This window comes from Pseudoalteromonas sp. SCSIO_11900 (assembly GCF_000576475.1).
In the GTDB taxonomy this organism is placed as follows: Bacteria; Pseudomonadota; Gammaproteobacteria; order Enterobacterales; family Alteromonadaceae; genus Pseudoalteromonas; species Pseudoalteromonas tetraodonis.
Genome location: NZ_KK070023.1, coordinates 2,450,011 through 2,468,208 on the forward strand (window position 1 = coordinate 2,450,011; position 18,198 = coordinate 2,468,208).

The window sequence follows — 18,198 nt, forward strand, 5'->3', positions numbered from 1 at the left end:
TTTTTATTTTTAGTCGATTAAAGCGTTTCTTTAAACAGTTTATAAATTCGACGGTATTCATCTAACCAGCTCGAAGGCTGAACAAAACCATGCGGTTCTACTGGGAAGATTGCTGTTTCAAAGTTTTCTTTTTCAAGTTCTATTAAACGCTGTACTAAACGTACTGAATCTTGAAAGAACACATTATCATCAACCATAGGCGCATTTATTAATAAATGCTTTTTAAGCCCTTCTGCATAATAAATAGGTGAACTACGCTCATAGGCAATCGGGTCAACATCAGGGTGATTCAAAATGTTAGCCGTATAACCTGTGTTGTAATGAGCCCAATCAGTCACTGGACGAAGCGCTGCACCTGATTGAAACAAGTCTGGCGCGGTAAATAACGCCATGAAGGTCATAAACCCACCATAAGAGCCACCGTAAGTCCCTACCGCTTGGGTATTAACATTGGCATTATCCGCCATCCATTTTACGCCATCGGCTAGATCTTGTGTTTCAGGTGTTCCCATTTGGCGATAAATAGCCGTTCGCCAATCACGACCATAGCCTTTAGATGCGCGGTAATCCATATCCATTACTACATAACCTTCATCTGCTAGTAATGAATGGAACATAAATTCACGGAAGTAGCCAGACCACCCCATGTGTGAATTTTGCAAGTACCCAGCACCGTGGTTAAAAATAACCGCTTTGCGGGTTTTGCCTGTTTCACCCTCTTGGTAATCAGCGGGGTAATAGACTTTGGCGTATATGGGCTGATCTGTATGACTTGATGGCACAGCAACAATTTTAGGCGCTGTGAGTTTTTTAGCTAAAAACGCATCAGATACCGTATTGGTTAAACGAGTCGCAGTTGTGTTTGCTTTAGCCTCTGCCACATAAAGTTCAGTCGGCATAGTGATTTTAGAATGTCTAAGTAATAACTTAGATTGATCAGGGCTTAAGGTGTAATCCGTCATACCGTTTAAGTCGGTTACTTGCTCACTAACACCTGTTTGTGGATTAACGCGGTATATTTCATAAAGACCCGGATGCTCAATATTCGCTTTATAGTAAATAGCACTATTGTCATCAGTAAGGGTTAAGTCAGACACTTCAAACTGACCTTGTGTTAAAGCTATAGCTTTGCCATTTAAAGGTTTTTTATAAAGCTGACTGTACCCCGACTCTTCCGATAAATAATAAAGCGTGGTTGAGTCATTTAACCAACCAAAGTCGTTAAACGCATACGCAATCCACGCATCGTCATGTAAACGGTGTTGAGATACGAGTTTGTTATTTTCAAAATCAACGGTGGCCAACCAACGATCTTTGTTATCCCAGGCTTCAAGCATAATCGCCACTTGGCTGCCATCATCGTTCCAGCTGATAGGCGATTGATCCCATCCCCAGTCTGAAATTACATTAATGCCACGCGGTTGTTTCTTAGACTTATACGTTTTGCCATCGCGGGCATAGTTTTCTTTTTTAATCTCAGCGAGTACATCTTCATCAAAACCAGGCAAGGTATTAAACCCTAAAGTAGTTTGGCTTTGATCTGCAAGGTTAATATAAATAATTTCAGAAGTTTGCTCTTTAGCGTCAGCCACACGACGGCGAACTTTTTTAGGCTCTATAGTCGCATCATCAGTGATGTAGTTAGGCATAATGTCGCCTTCACCACGCCATGAACTTTTTTCTTGAACAACCACAATTAACGCGTCGCCATTTGGAGAAAGCTCGGCTTCATCAACCGTGTTGCCATCGCCTAAATAGTAATGCGTGTTGGCAATTGAGCTATTTTGAGTTTTGACTTGCTCATTTCGCGCATACTTGTCTTGTTTGTTTTTATGCTGCAGTGCAATGTAATCAATCAGCTTATGTTGTTCTTTGGCAATATAAGTTGTTGGCTCTTTTATGCCTTGTGGTTTGTCAGCCAGTTTTAAATTAGCAATTTCACGGGTTAAACCTGTGGTTAAATCTACTTTAAAAAAGATATTACCTTGGCGATACGCTAAGTTACCATCGTTTAAAAATTGTGGTTTTGACTCGGTGGCTGAGCTTTGCGTAATTTGCTTAATTACGCCTGACTGTACGTTTTTAATAAATATGTTGCCTTCAAACACATAAGCTTGAAGTGATTTATCGTTAGAAAAAACAGCTTTACTTGAGCCTACGCTGTGAAGCTGATTTAAAGCCACTTGCTCTGCTGTTTGAGCGTTTACAGCTTGAGTGAATAAATCTCTTAGCTCACTACCTTGTTGTTTTTGCGCGTAAATAACAGTACTTGAGTCAGCACTCCAAAATGCACCTTGCGGTTGACGTCCAATCCAATCAGGGTGAGCCATCGCTTGTTCAAGCGTAATTTTTGAGACACCCATGTCTGCAGGTGTGTTAACAACACTTGCAACCTTGGTATTTGTTTGAATAGCTGAGTCATTAGAAGTTGTGGCGGTTGCTGTACAGCCCGCTAACATAACACTTGACGCAACAGCCATTGCAACAAGTGTTTTAGAAGATGAAAATTTAAAAATCATAGTGCTTCTTGACGGTTATTATAATTAACCGTATTTAAGCAGAAGCACCTTTATAATTGCAATTATTTAAGATAAACAACGCTGATATCGGGGTGAGTAACCCGTTTATTCAACCGTTAAATCAAGCCATACCATACGGTGGTCACTTGATGCGTTTCTATCTTTGATTAAACGGTACAATTCGCTTTGTTTTTTCGGCCAAAATACGCCACCATCTTTAATGGTTAGTCCATAATTTGAAGGCAGAACATAATCAACGCGTGCTTGCCAATTAGCAGTGTAATTTTTAGCATAAGCTTGTGGGTATTGCTCTTTAGCGCCCTCACTGGTTGGAATAAAACCGGCATTAATCATCGGGCTTTTAAGTAACTGATCTGTTGTATTTGTGCGCTTTTTATCGCCCTCAGGGGCGGCATTTAGGTCACCTAAAATCACAAAGCGTGATTTTGCTGCAAGGCCGCCCTTTTTACCGTTATCGTCATACAGGTAACTTTCGTTATTAACGTAATCGGCAATTAATCTAATTTCATCATGATTACGAATGCCGTTTCTGTCTTCATCTCCATCAAACACAGGCGGCGTAGGATGCGAGGCTAACATGTGAACTACTTTATCATTTACTTTTACCGGTATATCCCAAAACGATTTAGAGCTTAAACGTAAAGCATTCCATTCTTCTTCGTTATACCAATTTGTATTATTTTTTGGGTCTACCGGCATTTGTACATTCGGTAAATCTTTGTGCTTAAACGTTTGCAGAGTTCTGATGTTGTCAAAATCAATGGGGTAGCGAGATAAAAACGCCATTGCGTAATGGCCTTCAAAAAATCCAAAGCCCTGTGCATCACCCATTACACCGGTTTTTTTGCCGTTATTGTCCAAGTCAAACTCAGTTGCTAAGCCTGTGTTAACTGGTGCAATGTAAACATAAGGGTAATCGATAGCCGCTTGATCATTTTGCCCTACATTTAAGTAATGGGTTTTAAAGTATTCGATCCCTTGTGATTTAGGGACGTAGTCGAATTCATTTAAAAGCACGACATCTGGACGAACGCGTTGAATTATTTCAGCAATATTTTTAATTTGCTGGTGGTCAGAGCGCAGCGCGTTAACTAAGGCATCGCTTTTTACTTTTTCATTTTTAGCGGTGTAATTGGTTGCATCCATACTGACATTAAACGTTGCGACCCGTAATGACTCTGCGTGAACATAGCTTGCTGAAACCAGTAACAATAAAAAGCCACCAATAATTTTAATACCGAGATCATGTCTCATTATATGAATCCATCTATGATTAATAATAAAATAACACAGCTAACCACGATCCAAAGAATCACAGCCATTAAAAACGGTTTAATTCCCGCTTGCTTTAGTACCGATAATGACAAACCACTGCCTATTAAAAACAATGTCATCACTAGTATTTGCTTCGCTGCAATGTTTATCAACTCCCAATAAAATGAAAGCGACGGCACATAGGTATTAATTAATGCGGCTAATAAGAAGCCTACAATAAATAATGGAATACTCGCCTTTTCATCTGAGCGCATAAACACACCCGCAAGCGTAGTATATGGAATAATCCACATAGCACGAGTAAGCTTCACTGTTGTTGCTATGCTCAGTGCCACTGCACCATAAGTAGCCGATGCACCTACCACGCTACTGGTATCATGAATTGCAAGTGCAGCCCACAATCCAAACTGCTCTTGGGTTAGTTCAAAATAATGCCCAATTGCAGGGAATAATAATAAACCTACACCATTGAGTAAAAATACGATAACCAGCGCCACAGCCACTTCATGATCTTTGGCTTTTATAACCGGTGCCATGGCCGCAATAGCGCTACCACCACAAATAGCGGTTCCAAAGGAAATTAACACGCCTGTGTTACGATTAAGTTTAAACACTTGAGTTAAAATTTCGCCAAGCCCAATTATGGCAGTAATACTGACAATTGTTAACACTAAAGAGCTGCGACCAACCTCAATTACCTGATTAAAATCAACAGCAAACCCCAATCCCACAACTGCCAACTTTAGCATCCATTTACTGGCCTTTTGTGATAACTCAGCAAACGGGTTACCCAAGGTAATCGCAAATAACGCCCCCATAACCAAGGCACTACCAGCGCCAATAAATGGAGTGATACACAAGGCCAGTAATATTATAAATACAGGTTTATGTAATTTAGCGATAATCATAACGTTAAGCGCGAATGAGTTTATTAGTCAGTTTATGGACAACGGGGGCAACAAATATAACCGTTGGAAAGGCAATACAAAAGGCACACACAATAATACAAAACTTTGGGTGGATCATTGAAAAGAACCTTTAGAAGGTAAAGCGATAAATTGAAGTTAAGTTCAATTTATCGCTTTGTTTTTTAACTTATAATAGCGATTTACTGGTAGCTAATACACCGGGGTAATCTTGCTCTGGCAAACACATTGCGAGTTCACCAAGGCGTTCACCTAATTGCTGTAAATTATCAGCAGATACATTAATGTGGCCCATTTTGCGACCAGGTTTTACACTTTTACCGTACCAATGGCTGGTTACATCTGCTGTTTTTAACACATCAATAGGGATTTGTGGTTGGCCTAATACATTTATCATAGCAGTAGGCTGCTTAATTTGCGTACTACCTAAAGGTAGGCCGGCAACAGCGCGCATATGGTTTTCAAATTGCGAGCAATGAGCACCTTGTTGCGTCCAATGGCCTGAGTTATGAACTCGCGGCGCAATTTCATTAACCAATAATGTACCTTGTACATCAAAAAACTCAATGGCCAATACACCTACATAATTAAGCTCATTTGCAATACGCGTAAATGCTGAGGTTGCTTGACTCTCGACTAAACTATTATCTTTACCGGCTAGTGAAAGCGTTAATACGCCATTGGTATGTTGGTTTTCAGTAAGTGGATAGATTGCAACGTTACCCTCTTTGTCGCGCGCGCCAATAATAGAGACTTCACGATCAAAAGGGATCATTTTTTCTGCAATTATGGTGTGCGGAGCGTGCTCAGTGCCTGATGCAATAAAATCAGCCATTTCAGCCCAAATCTGTTCAATTTGATCGTCTGATTTTAAACGCCATTGGCCTTTACCATCGTAACCCGCTTGGCATGTTTTAATGACTAATGGCTTACCAAGTGTTTGAACCGCGAGTTCAAGATGCGCTTTTTCTGTAATTAATTGATATGGCGCGCATGCAACAGCGGTTTTATCGAGAAGCGCTTTTTCAAGCGCACGGTCGCCACCGGTTTTAATGGCTTGTTTGCCCGGATAAAACTTATTGCTATTACAACACTGTGTAAGTACATCATCTGGAATATGTTCAAACTCGGCCGTAATAGCATCAGCGTTTTCTATCGCCTGTTCGAGCGTTGTTGGATACACTTCATTGGTAAGCGGATGCACAATCTTTTTGCTGCCTACATCATAAGCCACCGCATTTAAATTAAGCGGTGCACCAGCTAAGCTCATCATTCGTGCTAGCTGCCCTGCCCCTAAAATTAAAATATTCATGATCACTCTGCAGGATTTGGGTTAGCTAAAACAGTCTTAGTTTGTTCTTTACGGAACGCTTCGATTTTTGCGAAGATTTCTGGATTTTGACATCCTAAAATTTGTGCCGCTAATAAACCTGCGTTTGCAGCACCGGGCTCACCAATAGCAAGAGTACCTACCGCAACACCTTTTGGCATTTGGCAAATAGATAACAGAGAGTCTACACCGTTTAGCGCTTTAGATTTAACAGGTACGCCTAAAACTGGCAGAGATGTAAACGCTGCCGCCATTCCCGGTAAGTGCGCCGCGCCACCTGCGCCAGCAATAATAACTTTAATACCGCGTTCTGCGGCTGAACTTGCGTAATCGGCAAGTAATTGAGGAGTGCGGTGCGCAGAAACCACTTTAGTTTCATACTCAATGCCAAATTTTTCTAGCATAAGGGCGGCGTGTTCCATGGTTGGCCAATCTGATTTAGAACCCATAATAATGCCAACAGTCATAAATACTCCTCAGTAATGTATTTTAAAAATAGCGGACTTATGTCCGGTTTTATGGCGGCTATTATATACTTAAATGCTGCACTAATGCGACCAGCAGACAATAAAAAAGCCATGTTAAACATGGCTTTTTTTAAACAGCGAAACAATCAGCAATTAAGCTTCTTTACTCGCTAAATATTCTGAGTAGTTACCTCTAAAGTCGATAACTTTACCGTCTTTAATTTCCCAAATACGAGTGGCAACTGATGATACAAACTGACGGTCGTGTGACACAAATATCAAGGTACCTTCATACGCTTCAAGCGCTAAGTTAAGTGCTTCAATTGACTCCATATCCATGTGGTTGGTTGGCTCATCCATAAGTAAAATATTTGGCTTATGCATCATAATTTTACCAAATAACATACGACCTTGCTCACCACCAGATATTACTTTTACTGATTTTTTTATATCGTTTTGTGAAAACAACATACGACCTAAGAAGCTACGCACTACTTGCTCATCGTCGCCATCTTGTTGCCATTGCTCCATCCACTCAAACAAATTCATGTCTTTTTCAAACTCATCGGCATGATCTTGTGCATAGTAGCCAATGTTTGCATTTTCAGACCATTTAAACTCACCGCTTTTAGGCGCTAAACGTCCTGCTAAAGTGTTTAATAATGTTGTTTTACCCACACCATTTTCACCAATAATAGCAATGCGCTCACCTACTTCAACTAGGCCTTCTAATCCTGAGAATAAAGTTTCTTCAAAGCCTTGCGATAAGCTAGTCATTTCTAGTGCGTTACGGAATAACTGCTTTTCTTGTTCAAAACGAATAAATGGCGACTGACGTGACGACGCTTTTACTTCGTCTAATTGAATTTTATCAATTCGTTTTGCACGTGAAGTGGCTTGCTTTGCCTTTGACGCGTTGGCAGAAAAGCGCGATACAAATTGTTGAAGCTCTGCTATTTGGCTTTTCTTTTTCGCGTTTTCACTTAATAAACGTTCGCGTGCTTGAGTAGCTGCAAACATGTATTCATCGTAGTTACCCGGGTAAATACGTAGTTCACCGTAGTCAATATCGGCCATATGCGTACATACCGAATTTAAAAAGTGACGGTCATGCGAGATGATTATCATGGTACAATCACGTTGATTCAATACATCTTCAAGCCACTTAATTGTATAAATGTCCAAGTTATTGGTAGGCTCATCGAGCAGCATGATATCAGGGTCTGAAAACAAAACTTGAGCTAGAAGCACACGAAGTTTAAAACCTGGTGCAATTTCTGACATAGGTCCGTAGTGCTGCTCTGTAGCAATACCCACACCTAATAGTAACTCACCCGCTTTAGATTCAGCCGAGTAACCGTCCATTTCAGCAAATTCAGTTTCAAGATCGGCTACTTTCATGCCGTCTTCTTCACTCATTTCAGGTAGGCTATATATCCGGTCACGTTCTTGTTTAATATCCCACAACTCTTTATGACCCATAATCACGGTATCAATAACAGAATATTCTTCGTAGGCGAATTGATCTTGGTTTAGTTTAGCAACGCGCTCATTTGGATCAGTACTTACGTTACCCGAAGATGGTTCTAATTCACCACTAAGGATTTTCATAAAGGTCGACTTACCACAACCATTAGCACCAATTAAACCATAACGGTTTGATTCGCCAAATTTAGCTGAGATATTTTCAAATAACGGTTTAGCACCAAATTGCATGGTGATGTTAGCTGTACTAATAATAGCGCTACCCTCCAAGGGAGACTGAAGTATTTAAATTGCGCGCAGTTTAAACCAAATCACCGTTTTTTTCTATGAAAGTTTATAGCACCAAACTCAAAGTAAACGGTGGCTGTTTATTAACTATAAAAGCAATTAAATAGCCAAAGTGCTGGGCGAGAAAATGTGCTAAAAAGGTGAGTAAAACTCATTATTGTACTGTTAATGCAGTAAAAAAATGTTTAATAAAAAACAACTAGCATAAAACCCTTTATAAATTATTTAATCGCGTTTACAGGCGACTTGGTCGCATTTTACTTTTATTAACAATTAATACGGCTATATTTACTTTTTTATAGTATTAGAGTTTTAGCTCTACCCATGCCGACAGGCGCAACTATGAAAAAAATTCAACACTCCCTCTCCTGCATTTAAGCCTAATATCTTATTCCAAAATTAAATGGCAGTTTATACGGCTACAAAATAAAAACAGCATTAACTTAAAATGAACAAGCCGCGTGTTTTTGCTAATTGTCATTGATAATTTTTCACTTTTGAGCCTTTTATTGCTTTGCTAGTCTGCACGACTTCGAATTTAGTAATTATAAAAACGTCTTTAATTTAGGCAAGGCACACACAATGAAAAGAAAATTAGTATCGCTAGCAATTGCGGGTATTTTAGCTGCTCCAAGTGTTTCAGCAGTAGAAGTGTTTAAGGATGAAAAAAATACAGTCGCAGTAGGCGGATATATTGATGCGCGAGTGATAAATACTCAAGGTCAAAACGAAATCGTCAATGGTGCCTCACGAATTAATTTTGATTTTAAACGCCAACTAAAAAAAGGCTGGGAAGCAATGGCTTTAGTTGAATGGGGTGTCAACCCTGTTGGCAGTAGCGATATTGTTTACAACAACCGTTTTGAATCTATTCAAGATGAGTTTTTATATAATCGTTTAGGTTATGCAGGACTTAAACACGATAAATACGGCCAAATTACAATTGGTAAACAATGGGGTGCGTGGTTTGATGTTGTGTATGCAACAAACTACAGCTATGTATGGGATGGTAACGCTGCCGGTGTTTACACTTACAACAAAGACGATGGTGCAGTAAATGGTACTGGTCGTGGTGATAAAACACTGCAATACCGTAATAGCTACAACGACTTTGACTTTAGTGTTCAAACTCAGTTAAAAAACAGCGCTTTTTATACTTGTGATGTAAGCAATATTACAGAATCACAATGCCAAGCAAATTTTGAGTCTGGAGATGCTGCTGCACAACAAGTTGAATTTAACTATACGTTTGGCGGTGCAGTAACCTATAACGTGACTGATAAGCTAAAACTGACCGCGGGTATTAACCGCGGCGAGTTTGAATTAACGTATGGCGACGGAACAACCCGCTCTGTTGACGATTCAATTTATGGTGCAGGTGTTATTTGGGGCAATATTGATGCGCCAGGCTTGTATGTAGCCGCTAATATCAACAAAAACGAAAACCACGATACAGATAACATAGGTCGTTTAATTAAAGATGCGATTGGTATTGAAACATTTGTGTCGTATCGCTTTGATAACGATTTTAGACCATTTATTGCCTATAACTTATTTGATGCAGGTGATAACTACGTAATTCAACCAAACTTTAATGCCGATCCTAACGATGTATTTAAGCGTCAATTTGCTGTTATTGGTGTGCATTACTTAATTGACCAAAACACCAAACTTTATGTAGAAGCACGTAAAGACTTTGGTGATTTTGAAAGTAATAATAAACAGCAGCAAGCGCTAATGGAGCAATCTGAAGATGACGGTATTGCTTTTGGTTTTAGATACGTTCTTTAATATCAGTTGAGCTTTCAAGCTTAAAATCAAAAAGGTAAACTTAAAGCCCTGCAAAATAGCAGGGCTTTTTTTCGATTTGTTTAGTTGAAGCTTGAGCTAATTTTTCTTAAATGCTTTTTTTAACGCACGCGTCCCCTCTGTTGGCCCTAGAATAAGCCATAAAAAAGCAACCCCTCCTGGGACTAAAACTGCTTTTAATATTGGCCCTAGCAAATAAGAATAAAAATAAATTAGTGGAATAAAAAGTATATAACCAATAACACGTTTGATAAACTTCATGTAACATCCTTATAAAAATGAGTGTGCTCACAATATTAATTGAGCGCGCTCAATTAATCAAATAATGACTTAGCTCTTTTATTAAACAAACAAGTAAAGCATTGAAATATAATGAGTAAAAAAGAAAAGACACGCGATAAAATTTTAGCTTCAGCATGGGAATTATTCTTGCTGCAAGGTTACGATCACACATCAACAAGAGAAATAGCGGTTGCAGCCAATGTTGCTGTAGGTACAGTGTTTAGTCATTTTGAAAATAAAATTGATTTATTGATGGCCGGTATGCAACAACAAATAGCCGTTATTATTAACCAAGCAAAGCAGTTAGATACGCAGCACTCCCCTCGCTTAAAGTTACGTCACTACGCTCATCCGCTTTATTCTTTTTATTGTGAAAATAGTGAATTTAGTAAGCTATTAATTAGCGACATCATTTGGAGAACGTCTTTTTTTAAAGCGCAGATGGATGAATTTAAACAACTGCTTTTTAGTGAACAACCGAAGTTTGATGAAACAAAAGCAAGCGTAATGATGGACTGTTATTTTATGACCTTAATAGATGGGTTAAACGACCCCTTACCTAATGCTGAAAATATGCTTAGACAGTTAAGTAATAAAATAGCGCTTTTGTAATTAAGTCCTAAAGGTATAGACCGGTGCTGATATAAATAAAGCACCGTCCACCTTTTTTGTTATTTAAATTCTTTATTTAACGACTCAGATAGCCAAACTCAATAAGCGTTATAAACCCACCACTCCACTTATGAGTAAATTGATAATTTATATTACCTCATTGCTAAGATTACATTTAAACATTACTAGTATGATGTGTTCTTTTTTGTACCACCTTGCATCCACCAGCTATTTACACCATAAAATAAGGTAATTTATAGCAAAACGGCTTAGCTGTACATATATACAGCTAAGCCGTTTTACTAGTGCAAGTTCAACAATATTCTTAATTAATAAATTCATCATAGCCCGTTAAAGCCCCCTTAATACTCAATGCTGGATTATCATTATGCTTTGCATCAGGGTTTACTTTACTCCCCCACCCTAACCAGTTACTAGTATGGCTTACTAAACTTTGCTCTAAGTTATTATAAGTCTTAAGCATTACTTTATGCTCAGCCCCGCCAACAGTAAAATATAATAAGGTGGGTTCTATAGTAGCTTTGTGTTTTAGCTTGTAAAAAGGTATTAAAATGATTTACTACGGTCATATCGTCGTACCAAGGCGCAGGACTAAATGCAAAGTAACCATTAAATAGCATTGGTTTGGTGTGCAGCGTATATAAAGTAAAACTGCCCCCTGCCGAAAATCCCGTTAATATACGGTTTTCAGTTAACCTGTATTTAGCCTTTAAATAAGTAATACCAATTCGCTTAATTAAGTGGTCTATTTTGAGGCTGAAAAAACGAGTTGATAGCTAGGCAAAAAATTCGCTATTTAGTTGTTCTAAATGAGAGTTTTTTAACACAGGTAGCGACACGTTTAGCCCCGCAAAATGATTAAGTATTATTGCGGATTGGTATAAGTAGCTCTTGCTCTATAAAAGCAAAAAACAAATCAGCTTTACCAAAAATTTCTGGCGAAGTTTCATGTTTAAGTCGAGGATTTGTATTAACGTCCTTCCTTGCATAAGGTGGTACTAAATCACGATTTCGCGTATCGATAAAAAACTGATTAGGTATAGCAACTAAAATAGCCTCATTTAATATGCTTTCAGTATTTAATGCTTTTAGTGCCTTATCCCAATTAGCTAAATTAAAATAACCATCTGTTTTTATAATAAGTGGATACGCTTTATTTTTGTCAAAATCATCGGGTAACCTTATAAATACCTTACAAGACTCATTAAGCACTTTCTAATCTAGGGTTACATCAACAAAGTCTGAAACATTATTTTGATAATAACTAAACCCAGTTATTACAAACCCAAATACACTAACAACTAACAATACATTTAAAATAATCGATTTTTTAATTCTCATGTGCCATCCATTTTAGTTAATTGCTTATGCCATACGCCGTTATTAAGTTGCTGGTTAAATACAAAGCCAAGTTTAGTGAGTAAGTTATAACAGCGAACATTTTTGCCATGAATTTCTGCATATAAGTGCTCAATGTTTAAAGAGCTATGCACTTCACTGACAAAGCCTTTAAGTACTTCTTGCATTAAGCCTTGCTGCCAATAGAGTGGATCCAGTTCAAAACCAATATAAGCACTTTTGGTTTGTTTACATATTTTATATAAGCCACATGTACCCAGTAGTTTGCCACTCATATTATGTTCAATTGCAAGCCGAACACCTTCACCTTGGTAATAACTCGATATATCATCTTGAATTAACTGCTTAATATGCTGTTTATTTAGCGGGGTTTTATAATCGTTAAACTCATAAACGAGTGGATTATTTAAAATTGTTAATAGCGCTGCGCCGTGTTTGTGGGTAATTAAACGTAAGGTAACGCGGGGTAATTTTATAGTTTTAAACATGCCTACGCCAAATAAAGTAAACGCGCTTTAAATAGCACTTTATAGAGCGTCATTATTAACTTACCATACCGTATTCACAAGCATTAATTGAGATAAACTATGAGTGACAATTTTAAAGTAATACAACCCACTACTACTGTTTACTGCCCAAAACGTGGTGAAGGTTGGACCCTTACCGGCATTACTAATATTAACGAGTTTACATCGGTTATGTTTGATGGCGTGCGTTACACTTTGCCAGCACGTGAAATTGTAGAGCAGTTATTACCTAATCAATTAGCGCGTGAACAACAAGATAAGTAAGGTACTTGTAATAGAAAAAAGGCTGCAGTTATTTGTAGCCTTAAAGATTTTCATTATTAACGTTTTAAAACATAAATACCGAGTGGGGAATCTAGACGAAGGTTATGCTCATCAACATGTAACACTTCCCATTTTCTAACTACTTCTCGCGAAATTACATGTAATATTTTGCCTTCCCTCGTGTAAGGGTAGTATCTATTCCGATGTTTTTTCATTATTTGGAGAATACCTCAATTATCAATTTTTATTGTATCTATATCTGATGCAATAATTTCAATTAACTTCCATTTAAACTGAATATCATTCTCTTTCGAATAAAGTAAAGGTGAATAGATCAGCGTAATTAAAATAGCGAAACATTCCAAGCCCTGACCAAATTGCATATGCCATTCCAACAGGAATAGATTTGAGATTGAGTGAAAGCAGATAAAACGCTGCACCATAACCAGCAACAACAAGTAACGAAGGAGCTAATTTAGTAAAACCCTCACTAGACTTCAGACTAGATGTTGCAATTACCTCACAAATGATAGCCGCGGATAAAAATATTCAGTTCTTCATAGCTTTCTCCGGTTTTTATATCTCGCGCAAGAATATACTAATATTCAAGAAATAAGCAGTCTTGTTCTTTCAAAAAAACTGTGAGCACATGAAGCATCTAACGCCCGGCTCACGCGCCGGTTTGGAGCCGCGAAGCGACGGAAAATCGGTCGCTGTGCAGCCGATTGTTAATTGTTGATGCTCAGCGTCAACGGCACGTGAACACTGATTGAAATCCACTCATCGTGCTGACCGATCTTCAAATCACATTTTTCTGGAAAGTCTGAAGAGATAAAAATGTAATCAATGTGGTACGCCTTCTCGCGGTTCCGCTGCAAGAAGAATGTTGGCCTGGACTCATTGCCCTGCTCTTCCTCAAAGGCACGATGATACGCGCTCTTGAAACCCATCTCGCCGAGTTCAGCTACTACGCCTGAGTGATTCCACCATCGGTCCGGCTTATCCCACCGCACATTGCTATTAAAATCGCCGAGAATGATTGTCTTTGGCTGACTCAGATCTTCACGATGAATTTGAAGGTATTTCCAGAATTGCCCCATGTAGCCAAATGCTTCGTCATTCCGCCCCTTCGTCCAGACTGCCAGCACAGTGACATCTCTGTTGATAGTGAAAGGGAGAAAAAGCCTAAGATCGCCCCAAACACAGTTAGGCCACAGTGACATACGTACTACACAGATTTATACGCATGTTTTACAACAAGGTGCTAACGGGGTTGTTAGCCCTTTTTCAAGGTTATAATCAAGGTTATAAACCTCCCCTATTGAAAACAAAAAAGCACAACTCGCTTGAGCTGTGCTTCCAATAAATAAATGAGAGCTGACAAATTACAAACGAATACCGCCGTCTATTTCTACCACGCGGCCAGTAAAAAAGTCGTTTTCGATAATATACTGAGCAGTATGGGCTATTTCAGCGGTTTCACCTAAGCGCCCTACAGGGGTTACTGCTAGCATGCGCTGTTTGGCTTCTGGCTTCATTGCATCGGTCATGGCGGTGCTAATAACACCTGGGGCAATGGCACCAACGCGAATACCAAAACGGCCAAGTTCTTTAGCCCATGTAGTGGTTAGTGCCACAACACCCGCTTTTGAGGCGGCATAGTTAGTTTGGCCAATATTACCTGCACGCGCTACGCTCGACATATTTACAATTACGCCGCCTTTGCCTGATTCAATCATGTGGCTAGCCGCTTCGCGGCCGGCTAAAAATACACCTGTTAGGTTAACGTCAATCACTGATTGAAATTGATCAAGCGACATTTTTTTAACCACTTTGCCATCTTTGGCTTTTATAAACATGCCATCGCGTAAAATGCCGGCGTTATTAATTAATACCCCAATGTGACCAAAGTCACTGTTAATGGTATTAAATACGTCTTCAACTTCGCTCTCAACGGTTACATTAGCGCTGTAGCCTTTTATAGTACCCGTTACGCCTTGTAATGCAGATAGCTGCTCGGTTGCTTCATTTAACTGTGCTTGTGCCATATCAATTAAGGCAATATTAGCGCCCATTAAGGCAAACCTTTGCGCCATTGCAAAACCTAAGCCTTGTGCGCCACCGGTAATCACTACGGTATTATTTTTTATTTCCACGATACTTTCCTACTTCGAAAACAATTTAAAAATGGCACTAAAATCATCACTGCCCGCACCTTGGTGCTGCATCATAGTGTATAAATTTTTAGCCATTGAACCCATTGGCGTTAGTGAATTACTCTGCTGCGCTGCTTCCATAGCAAGGCCTAAGTCTTTAGCCATTAAATCAACCATAAAGCCAGGTTTATAATTATTACTTGCAGGAGCGGTATCCATAACACCTGGACAGGGGTTATAAAGTTCTAACGTCCAGTTTCGACCCGAGCTTGCGCTCATTATATCGCTGAGTACTTTTGCGTCGAGGCCGTTATTAATGCCCATTTGAATGGCTTCACTGGTGCCTGCCATTAAAATACTCAACAGCATATTGTTACATATTTTGGCAACTTGCCCTGCACCAATATCACCAGCATGGAATATGTTTTTACCCATATCGACTAATACAGAATTCGCTTTATCAAATGCAGCTTGCTCACCACCAACAATAAACGTAAGCGTTCCTGCTGTTGCACCTGCTACACCACCCGAAACCGGTGCATCAACAAACGCAATACCTTGTTCGCCAAGTGCATGGCCTACATCACGGGCTGATTGTGCATCTATAGTTGAACAATCAATCACTAAGGTACTTTTACTCAGTACTTTAATTAAACCCGATTGCTCGTCTGTGCCTAAATAAAGTGATTTAACATGTTTGCTTGCCGGTAGCATGCTAATTAGCACATCAACGTTGGTTGCACAGGTTTGTGCATCTTTTGCTGCATTGGCACCTTTTTCAACTAGCTCGTTCACTGCATTAGCACTTAGGTCGAACACGCTCACCGTATGGCCAGCTTTAATTAAATTAGCCGCCATTGGGCCGCCCATGTTACCTAAACCAATAAATCCTATATTGAGTTTACTCATCGCTTTACCCTTGTAAATTAAGTTGAGAAAAGTACGGCTCTAGCGGATGTTGCTCGCCAAAGCGATTTGCAAAAAAGCTCTCTACCACTTCTTTTGGTACATCAGCTAACGTTTTAAACTGCCAGTGTGGCGCACCGTCTTTATCGATTAGTAAGGCACGTACACCTTCTTGAAACTCGCCCACTTCACCGGCACGAACCGACATCGCAAGCTCCATTTTAAAACACTCTGCCAACGTTTTACCTTTGCTGTGTTTGAGCTGCTCACTCACTAAGGCACAACTTAATGGGCAACCATGCGCCAACGATTTTTGTGCGCGTTGTAGCCATTTGTCATCAGTGGTTAGGTTTAAAATGTAATCTACCTGCTGCTCTAATGTGTCAAACTCACCAAGCTTTTGAATCAAGCTTAAGTTTGCTTTTAAATTACCTTTGGGCATACGGCTAGAGTTGTTATCTAACTCAATTAGCAAGTTACTTAGCTTGTCGTGGTTTAAGCTTGCTGTTTTACCCCATTTTGTATTGAGTAATGCTTCAACAAGCTCTGGGTACTTATCGGCATTTACAAAGTGGTCGGCAAGCGATACAAGCTTAGCGTCTTCACAATTTATAGATGCCGAGGTTAGCCCTAAAAACAAACCAACATGGGCGGGCATTTTATGTAAAAAATAACTGCCGCCTACATCAGGGTAAAGCCCAATAGTTTGCTCTGGCATGGCAATGCGTGATGTTTCGGTAACCACACGATGACTGGCACCGGCCATTAAACCTAAACCGCCGCCCATTACAATCCCGTTACCCCAGACTAAAATGGGTTTGTTGTAACAATGAATAAGGTAATCGAGCTGATACTCTTGAGTAAAAAACTCTTCAACCAGTGACGTTGGTTTACCTTCACTCATTGCTTTGTGTAAGCTCACTACATCGCCACCGGCGCAAAATGCTTTTTCACCTGCGCCTTTAAGAACCACTAATGCAATGTTATCGTCTTTGTCCCATTGCTGTAGTTGCGGCTCGAGTAAGCTGATCATTTCAAAATTTAACGCGTTTAATGACTTAGGCGCGTTAAGCGTAGCAATACCAATGAGTCGGCCATTGTCTGTGGTTGCCGTTTCAAATACCACGGCAGCATCAGCTGAATTTAAACGGGTTAATTCACTCATTAGCCATTCACCCAATTAGCTTTGCGCTTTTCTAAAAAGGCGTTCACGCCCTCTTGCTGATCTTCGGTATCAAATAAACCAACAAACAATTCACGTTCCAGTGGCAACGCATTTGCCATAGGTTGATGACGCCCTTTTTGAATCAATGTTTTACACGCAGCAACCGATGATGGGCTTTGCTCTGCCACTTGGTTTGCCAGTTTTAGCGCTGCTGCAAAGCTTTCACCTTGTGCAACCACTTCTTCCACTAAGCCAATTTGTAGGGCTTTATCGGCTTTTAAGCGCTCACCGCATAAAATCATGCGTTTTGCCCAGCCCTCGCCAACAAGCCATGCTAAGTTTTGCGTTCCACCAGCACAGGGTAATAAACCCACTTTTGCTTCAGGCAATGCCATTTGTGCTTGCTCTTCTGCAATACGAATGTCGCAAGCAAGTGCTACTTCAAGGCCGCCACCCATTGCATAACCATTAATGGCTGCAACCGACACGCCTCTAAAATTAGTTAACGCTTCAAACGCTTCACCAAATACACATGACATATCTGCAGCGACACCTTTATCGCCACTGGCAAATACATTGAGGTCGGCACCGGCGCTAAAAAACTTCTCGCCTTCACCAGTCAGTACTAATGCATAAATATTTTTATTGGTATTTAATTGGTTAACCGTGTCTTTAAGCGCCACTAAGGTGTCTTTAGTCCAGGTATTCGCTGGCGGATTCGACATAGTTAAAATAGCTACATGGCCTTCAATAGTTAATTCAATGCTAGGATTTGACATACTAATC

21 protein-coding genes and 2 pseudogenes are annotated in these 18,198 nt (G+C 39.7%); 4 read left to right on the top strand and 19 right to left on the bottom strand.

Going from position 1 to position 18,198, the window contains the following annotated elements; all coding sequences use genetic code 11:
• Positions 1-17 precede the first annotated feature (17 nt).
• The 7 genes from BG00_RS11390 to BG00_RS11415 all read right to left on the bottom strand — a co-directional run bounded on the left by BG00_RS11390 (position 18) and on the right by BG00_RS11415 (position 8,278).
• The gene (locus BG00_RS11390; RefSeq protein ID WP_036982705.1) at positions 18-2,519 is read right to left on the bottom strand and encodes a S9 family peptidase; all 2,502 of its coding nucleotides are present in this window, start codon (positions 2,517-2,519) and stop codon (positions 18-20) included.
• Positions 2,520-2,624: 105 nt separating this feature from the next.
• Positions 2,625-3,794: an endonuclease/exonuclease/phosphatase family protein gene (locus tag BG00_RS11395; protein WP_036982707.1), complete on the bottom strand. Its 1,170-nt coding sequence runs from the start codon at positions 3,792-3,794 to the stop codon at positions 2,625-2,627.
• Complete coding sequence (locus tag BG00_RS11400) at positions 3,794-4,723, bottom strand: YeiH family protein (RefSeq protein ID WP_036982710.1); 930 nt, start codon at positions 4,721-4,723, stop codon at positions 3,794-3,796. Before BG00_RS11400 ends, BG00_RS11395 begins: the two co-directional genes overlap by 1 nt.
• A gap of 4 nt (positions 4,724-4,727) precedes the next feature.
• The gene (locus BG00_RS18555; RefSeq protein ID WP_248530793.1) at positions 4,728-4,841 is read right to left on the bottom strand and encodes a DUF2798 domain-containing protein; all 114 of its coding nucleotides are present in this window, start codon (positions 4,839-4,841) and stop codon (positions 4,728-4,730) included.
• 69 nt (positions 4,842-4,910) lie between these two features.
• Positions 4,911-6,053: a 5-(carboxyamino)imidazole ribonucleotide synthase gene (locus BG00_RS11405; protein WP_036982711.1), complete on the bottom strand. Its 1,143-nt coding sequence runs from the start codon at positions 6,051-6,053 to the stop codon at positions 4,911-4,913.
• A 2-nt stretch (positions 6,054-6,055) separates the two neighbouring features.
• Positions 6,056-6,538, bottom strand: a complete 483-nt coding sequence (purE, locus tag BG00_RS11410; protein ID WP_036982714.1) for a 5-(carboxyamino)imidazole ribonucleotide mutase — start codon at positions 6,536-6,538, stop codon at positions 6,056-6,058.
• Positions 6,539-6,691: 153 nt separating this feature from the next.
• On the bottom strand, positions 6,692-8,278 hold the full coding sequence (locus tag BG00_RS11415; protein WP_081762921.1) for an ABC-F family ATPase: 1,587 nt from the start codon (positions 8,276-8,278) through the stop codon (positions 6,692-6,694).
• A gap of 615 nt (positions 8,279-8,893) precedes the next feature.
• Between BG00_RS11415 and BG00_RS11420 the strand changes: the two genes are divergently transcribed.
• Positions 8,894-10,102 carry a porin gene (locus BG00_RS11420; protein WP_036982719.1) on the top strand — a complete coding sequence of 403 codons (1,209 nt, stop codon included), beginning with the start codon at positions 8,894-8,896 and terminating at the stop codon, positions 10,100-10,102.
• Between the two features lie 96 nt (positions 10,103-10,198).
• Here BG00_RS11420 and BG00_RS11425 read toward each other — a convergent pair whose 3' ends face one another.
• Positions 10,199-10,381, bottom strand: coding sequence for a hypothetical protein (locus BG00_RS11425; protein ID WP_036982722.1), 183 nt, complete (start codon positions 10,379-10,381; stop codon positions 10,199-10,201).
• A 111-nt stretch (positions 10,382-10,492) separates the two neighbouring features.
• Between BG00_RS11425 and BG00_RS11430 the strand changes: the two genes are divergently transcribed.
• Positions 10,493-11,014 carry a TetR/AcrR family transcriptional regulator gene (locus BG00_RS11430; protein ID WP_028835232.1) on the top strand — a complete coding sequence of 174 codons (522 nt, stop codon included), beginning with the start codon at positions 10,493-10,495 and terminating at the stop codon, positions 11,012-11,014.
• Positions 11,015-11,339: 325 nt separating this feature from the next.
• On the opposite strand, the gene BG00_RS18140 is transcribed toward BG00_RS11430, so the two are convergent.
• The 5 genes from BG00_RS18140 to BG00_RS11445 form a co-directional block, all read right to left on the bottom strand.
• Positions 11,340-11,498 carry a hypothetical protein gene (locus BG00_RS18140; RefSeq protein WP_253861383.1) on the bottom strand — a complete coding sequence of 53 codons (159 nt, stop codon included), beginning with the start codon at positions 11,496-11,498 and terminating at the stop codon, positions 11,340-11,342.
• Between the two features lie 10 nt (positions 11,499-11,508).
• The gene (locus BG00_RS18145; protein ID WP_312842959.1) at positions 11,509-11,784 is read right to left on the bottom strand and encodes an alpha/beta hydrolase-fold protein; all 276 of its coding nucleotides are present in this window, start codon (positions 11,782-11,784) and stop codon (positions 11,509-11,511) included.
• A gap of 109 nt (positions 11,785-11,893) precedes the next feature.
• A complete protein-coding gene (locus BG00_RS11440; protein ID WP_253861384.1) occupies positions 11,894-12,247 on the bottom strand; it encodes an alpha/beta hydrolase-fold protein in 354 nt (117 codons plus the stop codon).
• A gap of 3 nt (positions 12,248-12,250) precedes the next feature.
• On the bottom strand, positions 12,251-12,376 hold the full coding sequence (locus BG00_RS18430; RefSeq protein ID WP_301336082.1) for a hypothetical protein: 126 nt from the start codon (positions 12,374-12,376) through the stop codon (positions 12,251-12,253).
• Positions 12,373-12,882, bottom strand: coding sequence for a GNAT family N-acetyltransferase (locus BG00_RS11445; RefSeq protein ID WP_036982724.1), 510 nt, complete (start codon positions 12,880-12,882; stop codon positions 12,373-12,375). Before BG00_RS11445 ends, BG00_RS18430 begins: the two co-directional genes overlap by 4 nt.
• 99 nt (positions 12,883-12,981) lie before the next feature.
• On the opposite strand from BG00_RS11445, the gene BG00_RS11450 reads away from it, so the two are divergent.
• Positions 12,982-13,185: a hypothetical protein gene (locus tag BG00_RS11450; RefSeq protein WP_036982727.1), complete on the top strand. Its 204-nt coding sequence runs from the start codon at positions 12,982-12,984 to the stop codon at positions 13,183-13,185.
• Between the two features lie 357 nt (positions 13,186-13,542).
• Here BG00_RS11450 and BG00_RS17445 read toward each other — a convergent pair.
• Both BG00_RS17445 and BG00_RS11455 read right to left on the bottom strand, forming a co-directional pair.
• Positions 13,543-13,734, bottom strand: a pseudogene (locus BG00_RS17445) (DMT family transporter); the annotation flags it as partial.
• Between the two features lie 179 nt (positions 13,735-13,913).
• Entirely contained in the window at positions 13,914-14,408 is a 495-nt protein-coding gene (locus BG00_RS11455) for an exonuclease/endonuclease/phosphatase family protein (RefSeq protein ID WP_202807721.1), read from the bottom strand.
• Between BG00_RS11455 and BG00_RS18150 the strand changes: the two are divergent.
• Positions 14,380-14,484: pseudogene (locus tag BG00_RS18150) on the top strand (integron integrase); the annotation flags it as partial. The gene BG00_RS11455 and the pseudogene BG00_RS18150 sit on opposite strands and share 29 nt — an antisense overlap.
• A gap of 86 nt (positions 14,485-14,570) precedes the next feature.
• On the opposite strand, the gene BG00_RS11460 reads toward BG00_RS18150, so the two are convergent.
• The 4 genes from BG00_RS11460 to BG00_RS11475 are packed head-to-tail and all read right to left on the bottom strand — an operon-like array spanning position 14,571 to position 18,191.
• The gene (locus tag BG00_RS11460) at positions 14,571-15,341 is read right to left on the bottom strand and encodes an SDR family oxidoreductase (protein ID WP_036982730.1); all 771 of its coding nucleotides are present in this window, start codon (positions 15,339-15,341) and stop codon (positions 14,571-14,573) included.
• Between the two features lie 9 nt (positions 15,342-15,350).
• On the bottom strand, positions 15,351-16,250 hold the full coding sequence (mmsB, locus tag BG00_RS11465) for a 3-hydroxyisobutyrate dehydrogenase (protein WP_036982733.1): 900 nt from the start codon (positions 16,248-16,250) through the stop codon (positions 15,351-15,353).
• Positions 16,251-16,254: 4 nt separating this feature from the next.
• A complete protein-coding gene (locus tag BG00_RS11470) occupies positions 16,255-17,412 on the bottom strand; it encodes an enoyl-CoA hydratase/isomerase family protein (protein ID WP_036982735.1) in 1,158 nt (385 codons plus the stop codon).
• Positions 17,412-18,191, bottom strand: coding sequence for an enoyl-CoA hydratase (locus BG00_RS11475; protein ID WP_036982737.1), 780 nt, complete (start codon positions 18,189-18,191; stop codon positions 17,412-17,414). The genes BG00_RS11470 and BG00_RS11475 overlap by 1 nt, the downstream gene beginning before the upstream one ends.
• Between the last annotated feature and the right edge of the window lie 7 nt (positions 18,192-18,198).

Bases quoted from the DNA above. Each gene is read 5' to 3' on its own strand.
- BG00_RS11390 (WP_036982705.1), bottom strand. From the start codon at position 2,519: ATGATTTTTAAATTTTCATCTTCTAAAACACTTGTTGCAATGGCTGTT.
- BG00_RS11395 (WP_036982707.1), bottom strand. From the start codon at position 3,794: ATGAGACATGATCTCGGTATTAAAATTATTGGTGGCTTTTTATTGTTA.
- BG00_RS11400 (WP_036982710.1), bottom strand. From the start codon at position 4,723: ATGATTATCGCTAAATTACATAAACCTGTATTTATAATATTACTGGCC.
- BG00_RS18555 (WP_248530793.1), bottom strand. From the start codon at position 4,841: ATGATCCACCCAAAGTTTTGTATTATTGTGTGTGCCTTTTGTATTGCC.
- BG00_RS11405 (WP_036982711.1), bottom strand. From the start codon at position 6,053: ATGAATATTTTAATTTTAGGGGCAGGGCAGCTAGCACGAATGATGAGC.
- purE (WP_036982714.1), bottom strand. From the start codon at position 6,538: ATGACTGTTGGCATTATTATGGGTTCTAAATCAGATTGGCCAACCATG.
- BG00_RS11420 (WP_036982719.1), top strand. From the start codon at position 8,894: ATGAAAAGAAAATTAGTATCGCTAGCAATTGCGGGTATTTTAGCTGCT.
- BG00_RS11425 (WP_036982722.1), bottom strand. From the start codon at position 10,381: ATGAAGTTTATCAAACGTGTTATTGGTTATATACTTTTTATTCCACTA.
- BG00_RS11430 (WP_028835232.1), top strand. From the start codon at position 10,493: ATGAGTAAAAAAGAAAAGACACGCGATAAAATTTTAGCTTCAGCATGG.
- BG00_RS18140 (WP_253861383.1), bottom strand. From the start codon at position 11,498: ATGCTTAAGACTTATAATAACTTAGAGCAAAGTTTAGTAAGCCATACT.
- BG00_RS18430 (WP_301336082.1), bottom strand. From the start codon at position 12,376: ATGAGAATTAAAAAATCGATTATTTTAAATGTATTGTTAGTTGTTAGT.
- BG00_RS11445 (WP_036982724.1), bottom strand. From the start codon at position 12,882: ATGTTTAAAACTATAAAATTACCCCGCGTTACCTTACGTTTAATTACC.
- BG00_RS11450 (WP_036982727.1), top strand. From the start codon at position 12,982: ATGAGTGACAATTTTAAAGTAATACAACCCACTACTACTGTTTACTGC.
- BG00_RS11455 (WP_202807721.1), bottom strand. From the start codon at position 14,408: ATGTCACTGTGGCCTAACTGTGTTTGGGGCGATCTTAGGCTTTTTCTC.
- mmsB (WP_036982733.1), bottom strand. From the start codon at position 16,250: ATGAGTAAACTCAATATAGGATTTATTGGTTTAGGTAACATGGGCGGC.
- BG00_RS11470 (WP_036982735.1), bottom strand. From the start codon at position 17,412: ATGAGTGAATTAACCCGTTTAAATTCAGCTGATGCTGCCGTGGTATTT.
- BG00_RS11475 (WP_036982737.1), bottom strand. From the start codon at position 18,191: ATGTCAAATCCTAGCATTGAATTAACTATTGAAGGCCATGTAGCTATT.